The sequence below is a fragment of the Moraxella sp. K02 genome (assembly GCF_041154755.1).
In the GTDB taxonomy this organism is placed as follows: domain Bacteria; phylum Pseudomonadota; class Gammaproteobacteria; order Pseudomonadales; family Moraxellaceae; genus Faucicola.
In genome coordinates this window covers 1161831-1174226 of the sequence record NZ_AP031590.1, presented here as the reverse complement: position 1 = coordinate 1174226, position 12396 = coordinate 1161831, and the positions used below count along the sequence as shown (strand labels likewise).

The 12396-nt window shown below is 44.5% G+C and carries 11 protein-coding genes; 5 read left to right on the top strand and 6 right to left on the bottom strand.

From position 1 onward, the window contains the following. Positions 1-19 precede the first annotated feature (19 nt). Entirely contained in the window at positions 20-1120 is a 1101-nt protein-coding gene (pheA, locus tag ACAM39_RS05370) for a prephenate dehydratase (RefSeq protein ID WP_369628494.1), read from the bottom strand. A 407-nt stretch (positions 1121-1527) separates the two neighbouring features. On the opposite strand from pheA, the gene ACAM39_RS05365 reads away from it, so the two are divergent. Then, a complete protein-coding gene (locus ACAM39_RS05365; protein ID WP_369628493.1) occupies positions 1528-2466 on the top strand; it encodes a transaldolase in 939 nt (312 codons plus the stop codon). A gap of 86 nt (positions 2467-2552) precedes the next feature. On the opposite strand, the gene ACAM39_RS05360 is transcribed toward ACAM39_RS05365, so the two are convergent. Continuing rightward, positions 2553-3089, bottom strand: a complete 537-nt coding sequence (locus ACAM39_RS05360; RefSeq protein ID WP_369628492.1) for an adenine phosphoribosyltransferase — start codon at positions 3087-3089, stop codon at positions 2553-2555. Positions 3090-3468: 379 nt separating this feature from the next. Here ACAM39_RS05360 and rubA point away from each other — a divergent pair, with 379 nt between their 5' ends. From rubA to ACAM39_RS05345, 3 genes are all read left to right on the top strand, one after another. Continuing rightward, complete coding sequence (gene rubA, locus ACAM39_RS05355) at positions 3469-3633, top strand: rubredoxin RubA (RefSeq protein WP_036589380.1); 165 nt, start codon at positions 3469-3471, stop codon at positions 3631-3633. A gap of 21 nt (positions 3634-3654) precedes the next feature. After that, a complete protein-coding gene (locus ACAM39_RS05350) occupies positions 3655-5052 on the top strand; it encodes an FAD-dependent oxidoreductase (protein WP_369628491.1) in 1398 nt (465 codons plus the stop codon). Between the two features lie 80 nt (positions 5053-5132). Beyond that, positions 5133-6095, top strand: coding sequence for an alpha/beta fold hydrolase (locus ACAM39_RS05345; RefSeq protein ID WP_454795034.1), 963 nt, complete (start codon positions 5133-5135; stop codon positions 6093-6095). A 4-nt stretch (positions 6096-6099) separates the two neighbouring features. On the opposite strand, the gene ACAM39_RS05340 is transcribed toward ACAM39_RS05345, so the two are convergent. From ACAM39_RS05340 to ACAM39_RS05325, 4 genes are all read right to left on the bottom strand, one after another. Continuing rightward, positions 6100-7764, bottom strand: coding sequence for an ABC1 kinase family protein (locus ACAM39_RS05340; RefSeq protein ID WP_369628489.1), 1665 nt, complete (start codon positions 7762-7764; stop codon positions 6100-6102). 158 nt (positions 7765-7922) lie between these two features. Then, complete coding sequence (locus tag ACAM39_RS05335; protein ID WP_369628488.1) at positions 7923-8564, bottom strand: ubiquinone biosynthesis accessory factor UbiJ; 642 nt, start codon at positions 8562-8564, stop codon at positions 7923-7925. Between the two features lie 55 nt (positions 8565-8619). After that, positions 8620-9666 (bottom strand): bifunctional demethylmenaquinone methyltransferase/2-methoxy-6-polyprenyl-1,4-benzoquinol methylase UbiE, encoded by a 1047-nt coding sequence (ubiE, locus tag ACAM39_RS05330; protein ID WP_369628487.1) that lies wholly within the window; start codon positions 9664-9666, stop codon positions 8620-8622. An 86-nt stretch (positions 9667-9752) separates the two neighbouring features. Next, positions 9753-10451: a DUF8198 family protein gene (locus ACAM39_RS05325; protein ID WP_007116680.1), complete on the bottom strand. Its 699-nt coding sequence runs from the start codon at positions 10449-10451 to the stop codon at positions 9753-9755. A 223-nt stretch (positions 10452-10674) separates the two neighbouring features. On the opposite strand from ACAM39_RS05325, the gene ACAM39_RS05320 reads away from it, so the two are divergent. Then, positions 10675-12381: an ATPase gene (locus ACAM39_RS05320; protein WP_369628486.1), complete on the top strand. Its 1707-nt coding sequence runs from the start codon at positions 10675-10677 to the stop codon at positions 12379-12381. Positions 12382-12396: the final 15 nt, after the last annotated feature.

The following is a 12396-nucleotide window of genomic DNA, read 5'->3' as shown; positions in this document are numbered from 1 at the left end:
ATTTTATTGTCAAAAACGGTTAAATCACCGCTTTTGGATAAGCACCTAATACCCGTAAATCTTTGACCTGCGGGCGAATCTCAGCGAGCGCGGCTTGCATATTGGCGTCGTCAATATGACCGAGCATATCAATAAAGAACACATAAGCCCATTTGTTTGGACGCTCTGGGCGGGTTTCGATACTGGTCATCGACACGCCATGTTTTGCTAGCGGCTGCAATATTTGAATCAGCGCGCCTGCCTGATCTTTGGCTGCCACTAAAATCGAGGTTTTATCTTGACCTGACGGCGCTACTGCTTCGCGGCCAATGATTAAAAAACGGGTGGTATTGGACGGGGTATCTTCGATATTTTCAAATAGTCTGTGCAAATTATATTCGCTTGCTGCCACTTCCCCTGCAATGGCGGCTGAGTGCCACTCATTTTTGATACGCCGCGCCGCTTCACCATTGCTAGAGACTGCCACCCGCTCGACATTGGGATAATGGGTATCTAGCCATTGGCGGCATTGGGCAAGCGCTTGGCTGTGGGCATAAATTTTTGAAATCGCGCCCACTTTGGTATGCTCACCCACCAAAAATTGATGATGCACCGGTAATTCCACCTCGCCAATGATTTTCAGATCGGAGGATAAAAAACCATCAAGGGTATGATTGACCACGCCTTCTGACGAATTTTCCACAGGGACGACGCCATACATCGCAGAGCCTGCTTCCACTTCACGAAACACATCAGCAATGGTCGATAGCGGCACTGTCGTGGCGGCTTTACCAAAATGCTTCAGCGCTGCCATGTGGGTAAAGGTGCCTGCAGGACCCAGATAAGCAATTTTTTGTGGGGCTTCTAAGTCTAAACACACTGACATAATTTCGCGGAATAAACGTGCCATTTTATCGGCAGGGAGTGGACCCTCATTACGCGCCATCACTTTTTTTAGTACCTGCGCTTCTCGCTCTGGGCGATAAAAAATCGGATTGTCCTCTTGCGTCTTTTTGGCTTTGGCTACTTGCACCGCATAGCCTGCTCGCTCGTTGATTAATCGCTGGATTTTTTCATCCACTTCATCAATTTTTTGGCGAAGTCCAATTAATTCATCATTGCTCATCGTTTGTTCATTCATAAAATTACAACTCAACAGTCAACACTGACCTGCGCGATAGGATTGAGGGTCATAAATCACAGGCAGCCTAGCTTGAAATATACCTTGAAATATACAAAGTTACCAAATGGCTTTATAGCAGAAATTGCCTAATACTAGCACAAATCACGCCTGTTAATCGAGTTTCGCTCAGCGCTTTTTCATCACAAATAGTGATATAGAGATAATATTTTTGGCATACCCTAAAAAAAATTGGATTTTTCTGCTTGATGCTTAACAAATACTTGCAAAATAGAAAAAAAACTAGCGATTGTCACAATGTTTGTGATAGCTTTTAAGGTAAGTTAACTAACATTGAATGAAACCATACTATTTTGTCCGTGATAGGTTATCAAAGACATGCAGCAATTTGACATTTAGGAAAGTACATGACTAGCAGCTTAAACCAACTAAAAATGATGACAACCATTGTGGCAGATACTGGGGATTTGCAGGCGATTGCCCGCTTAAAACCAGTCGATGCGACCACCAACCCAAGCTTGATTACCAAGGCATTGTCAGCGCCACAAATGCAGCCTATTTTAATTGAGACATTAAAAAAATACCCCGATGATATGGATGCGGTGATTGATGAGCTCACCATTTATATCGGCACAGAAATTTTAAAACTGATTGATGGTCGTGTTTCCACTGAAGTGGATGCAAGGTTGTCTTACGATACCGATGGCACCATTGTCAAAGCGCAGCAATTTATCAAAGCGTATGAAGTCGCTGGGATTGATAAAAAACGCGTACTCATCAAAATCGCTGGCACGTGGGAAGGCATCCAAGCCGCCAAAGCGCTAGAGCAACAAGGTATCCATTGTAACGTGACGCTGCTATTTGGCTTGCACCAAGCCAAAGCCTGTGCCGATGCCGATGTTACCTTAATCTCGCCATTTGTCGGACGGATTTTGGATTGGCAGAAAAAAGATGAAGGACTCGATAACATCGAAATCAGCCGTGATAAAGGCGTGAACTCTGTCAAAACTATCTATCATTACTTCAAACAGCATGGCTACACTACCCAAATCATGGGCGCGAGTTTTCGCAGCATTGAGCAAATATTGGCATTGGCGGGTTGTGATTTATTAACGCTTGCGCCTGATTTGCTAGACCAACTTGCCACGATGGACGTCAAAGTCGAGCGTCAGCTATTCCCCGACATGAAATTTATTGACCTCAAAAAAGAAACCCTCGATGAGACCCAATTTGCCGAGCAACATGCGCTTGATCCTATCAGCCAAGCGTTATTATCAGCCGGTATTGAAGGCTTTATCCAAGCTAGAGAAGCGTTAGAACAAACCTTGAGAGGCTTGGTTAACTAAAGCTTTAATGAATAAAGCTTGGTTCATTAAATTTTTGTTAGCGGCTAATCATGTCCTTTAATCATGATTAGCCCCATGCCACTCCATTAGCCTTTAGCTTGCAACACGGTATAAAGTGGTATAGCAAGCGGTTGATGCAAATCCACCAAATCAAGCAATACAAGTGCGCCTAATACTTGATGTCCTGCGGCTTCACAAAGCCCCACCGCAGCGCTCAAAGTACCCCCTGTCGCCAATATATCGTCCACCAACAACACATTAGCAGGCGCAAGTCCTGCCTGCATCTCTAAAGTATCACTACCATACTCTAGCGCATAGCTTTTATTCGCCACAGGCGGTGGCAGCTTGCCTTCTTTACGTACCAATACCATGCCTTTGCCTGTTCGACCCGCCAACAGGCTAGCAAAAATAAAACCCCGCGCTTCAATGGCGCCAAAGCAATCAACCGCATCAAATACTGGCTTTGGTATCGCTGCCAGTAACGCATCGATTACCGCATTGATGTGAGCGCGCAATAATGGCGTGATATCATAAAACGCAATGCCTGGTTTGGGAAAATCAGGTACCACTCTGATGATTTGCCAAAATGGGTGCGGTGAATCAGGGGAGATAGTCGATTGCATAGGATTGACCCAGTTAAGTAAAAAATTAAGTAAAATTAAGTATTAAGTAAAAATTAAATAAAAATTGCTAAAGCGTGCCTCATTCTAGCAATTTTTTCCTGCTGAGCCAATCAAGGTCACGGACAGCATTATGCCTTTATTTTAGCCATGATTAATAGGCTAGGCTTGGGCGAACTGATTTAAAGATTTGCGATATGGGATTGAATGTTGCCTGTCATTGGCTTGCTTGTTTCGGTGCATACTTGTAAACTATCGCAAGTTAAATTTTTAGGGGATTGCGTGAGTTTTGCATGGTTAACATACTGCTCGGCATTGTAATTGCAATTTTTATCCTTATCTTCAATAGCAAAAGTTACCACTAATATAGGGAAAGTTATCAATGAAAAAATATCAATGTATCGTGTGTGGTTGGGTGTATGATGAGGCACTGGGCTGCCCAGAAGAAGGCATCCTTCCGGGTACACGCTGGGAAGATATTCCCGAAGACTGGACTTGCCCTGAATGTGGGGTTAGCAAAGTAGACTTTGAAATGATTGAACTATAATAAATATAATAGGGTTTTATCATGCAATCAACTAACAATGCCGATAGTGCGAGTTTAGACAGTATCAGTTCAAATGACGCGCCTATTGCGCAACTGCCAAATACACAACCACAACCTGTAATCATTATTGGCTCAGGGATGGCGGGCTATACGCTAGCGCGTGAGCTCAGAAAGCTAACGACTAGCTTGCCTATCGTCATGGTGTGTCAAGATAGTGGTGATAGCTACGCTAAACCAACCTTGTCAAATGCCTATGCGCAAAACAAACTTGCCGATTCCATCGCTAATGCAAGCGCGGCAAAAATGGCAGAAACGTTAAACCTAACCCTATTAAATTTTCATCAAGTCACCGATATTAATGCCGATGAACAAGTCATTGTGGTTCGCTCGTTAGTCAATGAAGCGTCTCAAACAACGCTTGCTTATCGAGATTTGGTATTGGCGACAGGCGCGCATTCTAGACTGTTACCCAATCTAGCTGTCAATCACCAAACCATTTTTGCCGTCAATCATTTAGATGAGTACAAAAGCTTTCAGCAGCGCCTAAATACCCTAAAATCTCAAAAATCAGCCCCGGTTAAGGTAGCGATTATTGGTGCAGGATTGATTGGTTGTGAATTTGCCAATGATTTGATTGGTCAAAATACCGGTAACCAGACCACTGACATCACAGTGGCAGTCTTTGATAAAGCGGCACGCCCACTATCTCAGCAGCTTCCTAGCGAAGCGGGTATCATGTTACAAGACGCTTTGACTCAGTCAGGGGTGACATTTTATTTAGGCACTGATATCACCAGTATCACGACAAATATTGACACAAGCGATAATGCAACCGTGACTATCTCATTTGACAAGGATAAGCAATCACAAACCTTTGAGGCGGATATTGTTTTGATAGCGATTGGTTTGGTGGCTAATACTGAGCTTGCCGCATCAGCGAACATTGCCATAGCATCTTCACAGCACATCAATCCTACAGTAACCCATTTACCAAGAACCGTGCAGCAAGGCATCAAGGTTGATGCGTACCTAGCCACATCGGCCAAGCATATTTATGCCATTGGCGATTGTGCCAACGTGATGGGTAGCTACATGCCCTATGTCATGCCATTGATGAACCAAGCCAAAGCCTTGGCAAAAACCTTGGCTGACCCTAACATGGCGCCGACCAAAGTGGCGTATCCTGCCATGCCAGTGGCTATCAAGACACCTAGTTTACCTTTGGTGGTATTACCCGTATCAGGGCAGTACAGTGACGATCAACTGTATTGGCAAACGACCCTAACCACTGATGGAATGGTCATGACCGCCCATCCAAAAGATGATACCAATAGCATTTTAGGGTTTGTATTAGCCGGTAGAGAAGCAGCAAAACAGCGCTTAACGTTAACCAAGCAAGTGGCGGATTGGCTTTCTTAGCTGCCACGCTTATGCAACGAGTCATCTAATGCGGCAAGTTCATTCAACAACCTACTAGCAGATTGATATTTTTGGAATAAATTATGGATTTAGCCAAATTTAATTTTGAACCCTCAGTGATTACGGACTTTATGCAAAGTGCCATCATTGATATTGGTGATGAATTACAACTGTGTGTTGAAGTTGGTGGCAATCCTGATCATCCGCCCTTGCTACTGATTATGGGCTTAGGCTCGCAGTTAGTGTTTTGGCCCGATAGTTTTGTCAAAGGCTTGATTGATGCAGGCTTTTTTGTGATTCGTTTTGACAATCGTGACATCGGGTTATCATCAAAAATCGCCCGACCCTTCCCCCGTTTTCCCGTCAACAATGTCAAAATGATGCTGCGTATGCAAGTGGGTTTGACGAACCGTCATTTTCCTGTGGCGTATAACTTATTTGACATGGTTGAAGATACCCGCCGCTTACTTGATAAGTTAGCGCTGAACAATGTGTATGTGGTGGGCGCCTCCATGGGCGGGATGATTGCGCAAATTTTGGCTGCCAAATACCCAAAACGCGTGTCGACACTGGGTCTCATGTTTACCAGTAACAACAAGCCATTTTTACCACCCACCAAGCCAAAACAGCTGCAAACCCTACTTTCACATCCCAAAACCACCCAAATTGATGACGTGGTCGCATATGGCGTGTGGTGTATGCAGCGTATCGGCTCACCCAATCATGTGGATGAAGAGGAAGTAGAACGGCTCATTCGCTTGCGGTTTGAACGTAGTTATCACCCACGTGGCGCGCTTCAGCAGCTGCAAGCTATATTAGCCACTGGCTCTATTGTTAAATTCGACCAAAAAATCAAACAGCCAACCATTATCATTCATGGAGAAAAAGATGGGCTGGTGCCATCGGCGCATGGTCGGGCGATTGCCAAAGCGATTGCGCACAGTGAGTTTCATTTGATAAAGGATATGGGACATGATTTGGCAAAACCCTTTATCCCTACGATTGTCAAACTGCTAGCCGATCATTATGTGAAGCATGCTTAAGTCGCTAATTTAATAGCCGCCATAATACAAACAGCACTGCAATCACATAAAAAATTGGTGCAAGCCAGCTACTCACCTGCCAAACGGCATGACTGGCAATCATTTGCGCGATAAATAATGAACCCACAAACCCAAGCACCGCAAGCCAATCCTGCTGACGACTTTTGAGCATATCTGAGCGAATTTGCTGTATTTCACGCAGCTGCTGATCTTGGTGGCCACCCAGATTTGACAGACTTTGCAAACTATTATCTAGCAATTGTGGCATGTCATTGAGACTTAGTAACAGTTCAGGTAATTGCTTGCGTAGCTCGCCAATTTTTTGCATCGGGTCAAATTGCTGCTTCACCCAGCCTGTCAAAATCGGCTTGGCGAGCGACCAAATATCAAGCTCAGGGTATAAATCCCGTCCTAAACCTTCCACATGCACGAGCGTTTTAAGCAGCAGCATCAACTGCGGCGGTATATCCAAATGATAGCGACGCGCAATATCAAGCACCGACATGAGCACGCCTGCAAAATCAATGTCGTTGATTGGCTTACTAATCATCGGTGACACGGTGCGGCGCATATCGCGCATGAGGGCGTATTTATCGGTATTGGGTGGAATCCAGCCTGCCCGAGCAATGATATCTACTAGACCGGTAAAGTTATTGTTCATTACCGATAGTAAAAGCCTTGCCACAATCATTTGGTCAGCTTTAGACAGCTCGCCCACGATTGAGCAATCAAGGGCGATGTAGCGGGGATTGGGATTTGGGGTATCGGCTGGCAGCGTTTCAACAAACACATTGCCTGGGTGCATATCGGCATGGAAGAAATTATCCCGAAATACTTGGGTGAAAAAAATCGTTAATCCTTTTGCCGCAAGTGCCGCCCTATCATATCCAAGCGCATCAAATACTTGGGTTTGCGAAATCGGCACCCCAACAATGCGCTCCATAATCATGATGTTTTTGCTGGCTTGGTACACTTCAGGCACATACATCATCGATGAACCCAAAAAGTTGTTACGCATTTGGGTGGTATTGGCAGCTTCAAGGGTTAAATCAAGCTCATTGAGCAAGACTTGCCGATAATCTTCAACGATATCGATAATATGTACGGCACGCGCCGCTTCAATCCGTGCCGATGCCCACCCTGCCAAATCGCGCAATAATTCAAAATCTTCAATAATCTGTTCACGGATGGTTGGGCGAACTATTTTGACTACCACTTCACGCCCATCATGCAGGCGTGCGGTGTGTACTTGGGCGATGGATGCCGCCGCTAACGGTGTGCCATCAAATCTAGCAAATAGCTGATTGATACTTTGCCCCAAACCGCCTTTTTTTGTCGATTGTTCAATTTGCTCGATAACCGTATCGACACTAAAGGGTTTCACCCTGTCTTGCAGATGCACCAACTGCTCAATAATCTCAGGGGTGACCAAATCACGACGGGTGGAAAGCAGCTGCCCTAATTTTAAAAACAGCGTGCCCATCTCTTCAAGCGCCAGCCTAACTCCGTCTGGATGGGGTTTTTGAAAATAGCTGGCAGGGTGCATACGGATAAGCTTGGCAATGGGCTCAAGCTGCGGCGTCTCTTCCATAGGTAGATGGGTATCAACACGATAATAAGCGGCAATGCGCCACAGTTGTAAAAGACGTTTGCGATGATTTAGTAACACGTTGGCAACTCGTTAGAAAGCTTATCAATGGTGGGAATTCTAGCATGATATAAGCAATTTTTTAATGGTTAAAAAAAAGACGGGGATTTAACCCGTCATGTTGATTGTGCAAAAGCGACTTTTGCAATAAATTTACTTCTGCAATCTACTTTTCCAATCTACTTTTGCAATAAAGCCGCTTGCTGTTGCTTGATGGCATCGAGTCTGGCTTGTTCACGTTCAATATCCGCCCGCAGTTTTAGTAGCTGTTGTTTTAACTCATTGCCTGCATTGGTATCAGTACTTGCATCGTTGGTTTTCCACTCTCTAATATTGGCAATATCGGCAAACATCTCTTTGGCAGGTACAGCGATTGTGCCTTTTAGGTTGGCTAACAGATTAGACAATTGACTTGCCATCGGCAGACCAATCAAAGGTTGCAGTTTACCAATGATATCAGGGTCAAACCCAGCGACTAACTGTTTGACTTGCATCAGCACTTTATAATCGCCCTCAATCGGCAGATTGCCTTGTGGTTCACCCATCAAATTGAGCAAATGCACAGGATTGTCCACCTTGACAATACAATCAGGTTTGCTTACCACGGCGCTACCATTAGGTTCAAAAACATCAACCGTCACAGGCTCAAAGCGGATATGGTCATCATTAAAAATCGTATCAAATTCTATGGCGGGCTCTGCCATCACTAGCCGCAAAACTTTACCCGATAACGGTTGTAGCCCTGCTTGGGTGATGGGGTCAGTGGCAATCGCTAGATTAACCACTTTTTCAATGCCTGCGAGTAGTAATACAGTAAACATCTGATTCTCTTTTAGTATATAAATTTCAGTGAGCTATTATATTTTTCGCCATCAGTTACTTTTTAAACCCACGATGTACCGCCACGATACCGCCTGTTAAGTTGTGATAATCACAATTGACAAAACCTGCGTCTTCCATCATGCCTTTTAAGGTGCGTTGGTCTGGGTGCATACGGATAGACTCTGCCAAATACTGATAGCTTTCGCTATCATTCGCCACCAATTTACCCATGAGTGGCAATGCGGTAAACGAATACAAATCATACACTTTACCAAATGGCTCAAACACCGGTTTTGAAAATTCCAAAATCAGCAAGCGACCGCCTTTTTTGAGCACCCGATACATCGAGCGCAGTGCCGCGTCTTTATCAGTGACGTTGCGTAGCCCAAAGCTAATTGTCACCAAATCAAAACTTTCATCGTCAAATGGCGCCAGCGTCTCAGCATTGGCGAGTACAAAGTCGACATTACTACAGCCTGCATTGAGCAGACGCTCACGACCGACCTCTAGCATCGCTTCATTGATATCGGATAATACTACATGACCTGTGCGACCCACCTCTTTACTAAAGGCTTTTGCCAAGTCACCTGTGCCGCCTGCGATATCTAGCACCCGTTGACCTGCTCGCACGCCCGTTAGGCTTATGGCATAGCGTTTCCACAGACGATGAATGCCGAGTGACATTAAATCATTCATGATGTCGTATTTTTTGGCAACAGAGGTAAACACTTCTGCTACTTTTTCTTGTTTTTCAGCTTTTTTGACGGTTTTGTAGCCAAAATGGGTTTCTTCATTGCCATCGGTGGCTTCGGTATGGGGGTTGTCGATGGCTGATTTATCAAAACTGCTAGTTGATTGCGCTGATGATTTATTGGGAATAGCGTCATTGGGGATCGCGTGATTTGGGGTAGCGGATGCAGGGCGAGTGAGCTGCTGACCTTGGGGCACGGATTCTGGTAAATCAGCTGTGCCAGTAAATTGACGGTTGATGGTGGTGTCAGCTGTCAGTGATTGTTGTACTTGGCTATTGAGTTTGTCATTGGCTTGGATGCTGTCTTTAACCAAGCTGTCTTGGACTGAATTATGGTTATTGTCGTTCATGTGGTTTCCTAGTGAGGTCATCGCCAATCAAAAATTGGCAAAGTTAAAAGCGTAAAGTTCGTGCAAAATTTTTTTCTATTTTATCACTAAACATCAAAAGGATGTTCTTTGCCCGCATGCACATTGGTAATGATTTGCAACTCTTTTTCACAAAATGGCTCGATAAAGGCGCCAATACTTTTAATCGGTTTGATGGCAGCAAAACCTTCGGCGATAAAGTCATATAACGGCTGAAAACCTTTTTTGTACGCTGTGCCTTTGGCAAGTGAAAATGCTTTTTGTAAGATAAATGATTTAAGATATTTATCCGTGCGATAGCACATTTGTTTGAGGTCAGCAATCTGCTGGCGTCTTGCCGACTCTGCATTGACGGATTGATAGGCTTTAATCATGGATGGCTCATCCACGGATAAATGATTCTCTTGTAAATACTGAGCAAGCTGTAAATCAAGCTTAATGGCGTTAATCGCTTCGATGATACCGGCTGCCCCTGTGCTCACGGCATTGGCAGGGATAAATTTTTCTAGTTTTTCAGCCTTTTGCACCATGCGCTCTAGCTGTTCAGCGAGTACATTGAATTTTTCGCCGCCATATAATTGGTCAATTAAAAATTCCCCCATGGCTTGGTTGTTGGCGCTGGCAAATAAGGCTTGGTGGGTTTTATGAATACGACCGCGTTGCCAGGCTTGTACTTCACTGAGTTTTTGCGCTAACTGGGTATCGCTGTGGTATGGAAGGGCGCGAAATTGTTTTAAATCTTGTTCTAATTGGCTTAAGCTGCTCATAGGGCCTCGATTTTTTTGCAAAATTTTTAAATTCAAAACAGAGAAACTGCAGTTTATCTATTGTATAAACCCACAGTAAAATGAAGTTTTGTGCCGCATTACCTTAATGTAAATCCAGCAAAAATACAAATCGTAAATTGTTCAACAATAGCATAACTGCTATCTTTTAAAAAAAATGAAGCGGTCATTAGCAAAATTTCGGGTATTTCCCTAAGAAGGTCGTATGCCAACGCAAAGTAGCAATAGTTTAACCAATAGCTTAAATAATAACTTAAATACCAAGTTGGATAATAACAATACAGCCGCGTCTGCACCCATCAATAACGCTGCCAAATCTGCCAAAACCGATAAAGCTCACAAAACGCCACCTGCGACACTTGAGGCGCAATTAAGTTTTGACTTGATTACCGAGCAAACTACCCTACGCGAGCAACGGGCTGACAAAAACTCGCGCGGGTTACTCATCTTGGTCAATGGTATGGAAAATTCGGGCAAAGGCGAGGCGGTTAAAGCGCTAACCGAATGGATGGACGCACGCTATATCAAGGTTCACGCGACCATGGGACAGCATCCCAGCCGCTACCAACCGATTTGGCAACGCCACACATGGCAACTGCCTAGAAAGGGTGAGATTGCGGTGTATTTTGGCAACTGGTACGCTGACTTGATTCGTTATGTGTTTGACTGTGGCGATGATATAGATGAACAGCGCTTACAGCAAATGATTGAAGACATTGAGGCGTTTGAACAAGATTTGGTCAATAACAACACCGATATCGTCAAGTGCTGGTTTTCAGTCGACAACAAAACGCTAAAAAAACGCTTGACCGATGAGGAGCCTGACCCTGAGCAGTTGTACCATTTAGATTGGTTTCGAAAAAAAGATGTGAAACGTTTCAAACGCTTTAGCAGCAAGCTGATGGGGTTACAATCAAGCTGGCACCACCTAGATGGACAGGATATTGATGCCTCAAACATCCAATTTGCCAATGTTGTATTAGCAGCGCTGCAAACCATGAACCAACTATCTGCAGCAACAGATGCCCAAGACAACCCCCAAAAAGCTGACAAATCAGCTAACCCTAAAACGGACAAAAATCCTGTTAAACCCAGCCCACTGCCTTTTAAACCCACCCCTCTGATTGATGAGTTGGTTAGCGTCGAATCCCACGCATTAGAAAAAGCAGACTATAAAGAACAACTGCATAGCAAACAACATATACTCGCTGAACTGATTCGTGAGCGAGGTCAGCGCCATATCATCTTTGTCTTCGAAGGTATGGATGCGGCAGGCAAAGGCGGTGCGATACGCCGCATCATTGCCCCACTCGACCCGCGTGAATTTACCATCCACGCTATCTCCGCACCGACCGAAGATGAATTAAAACACGCCTATCTGTGGCGTTTTTGGACGCGCCTGCCCCATGATGAAATGGCAGATGTGGATATAGCGTATTTATCACAAAAATTCAAACGCAATAAATGCGTCGCCTTACTCAAACAACGCCTGCATAATAGCCGAGTGACCATTTTTGACCGTAGTTGGTATGGTCGCGTACTCGTTGAGCGTATTGAAGGCTTTGCAAAAGAGGCAGACTGGCAACGTGCTTATGGCGAAATCAATCGCTTTGAAAACGACTTGGTACAGAGCAAGGCCATTTTGGTCAAGTTTTGGCTCGCTATCAGTGAAGAAGAAGAACTTAAACGCTTTAGAGCGCGTGAACAGACGCCCAATAAGCAGTTTAAAATCACCGATGACGATTGGCGTAACCGCGCCAAATGGCATGAGTACGTGCAAGCGGCTTCCGACATGATTCATTTAACCCACCATAAAAAACGCCCGTGGTATGTGATTGCCACCGATGATAAATATACCGCAAGACTCAAAATCCTTGACGCTATTATTTCCGAGCTATCTAAAAATTTATAAAGCGCTATCTAAGAA

What these genes read in the sequence shown, in the direction of transcription:
- pheA (WP_369628494.1), bottom strand. Translation starts at nt 1,120, where the DNA reads ATGAATGAACAAACGATGAGCAATGATGAATTAATTGGACTTCGCCAA.
- ACAM39_RS05365 (WP_369628493.1), top strand. Translation starts at nt 1,528, where the DNA reads ATGACTAGCAGCTTAAACCAACTAAAAATGATGACAACCATTGTGGCA.
- ACAM39_RS05360 (WP_369628492.1), bottom strand. Translation starts at nt 3,089, where the DNA reads ATGCAATCGACTATCTCCCCTGATTCACCGCACCCATTTTGGCAAATC.
- rubA (WP_036589380.1), top strand. Translation starts at nt 3,469, where the DNA reads ATGAAAAAATATCAATGTATCGTGTGTGGTTGGGTGTATGATGAGGCA.
- ACAM39_RS05350 (WP_369628491.1), top strand. Translation starts at nt 3,655, where the DNA reads ATGCAATCAACTAACAATGCCGATAGTGCGAGTTTAGACAGTATCAGT.
- ACAM39_RS05335 (WP_369628488.1), bottom strand. Translation starts at nt 8,564, where the DNA reads ATGTTTACTGTATTACTACTCGCAGGCATTGAAAAAGTGGTTAATCTA.
- ubiE (WP_369628487.1), bottom strand. Translation starts at nt 9,666, where the DNA reads ATGAACGACAATAACCATAATTCAGTCCAAGACAGCTTGGTTAAAGAC.
- ACAM39_RS05325 (WP_007116680.1), bottom strand. Translation starts at nt 10,451, where the DNA reads ATGAGCAGCTTAAGCCAATTAGAACAAGATTTAAAACAATTTCGCGCC.
- ACAM39_RS05320 (WP_369628486.1), top strand. Translation starts at nt 10,675, where the DNA reads ATGCCAACGCAAAGTAGCAATAGTTTAACCAATAGCTTAAATAATAAC.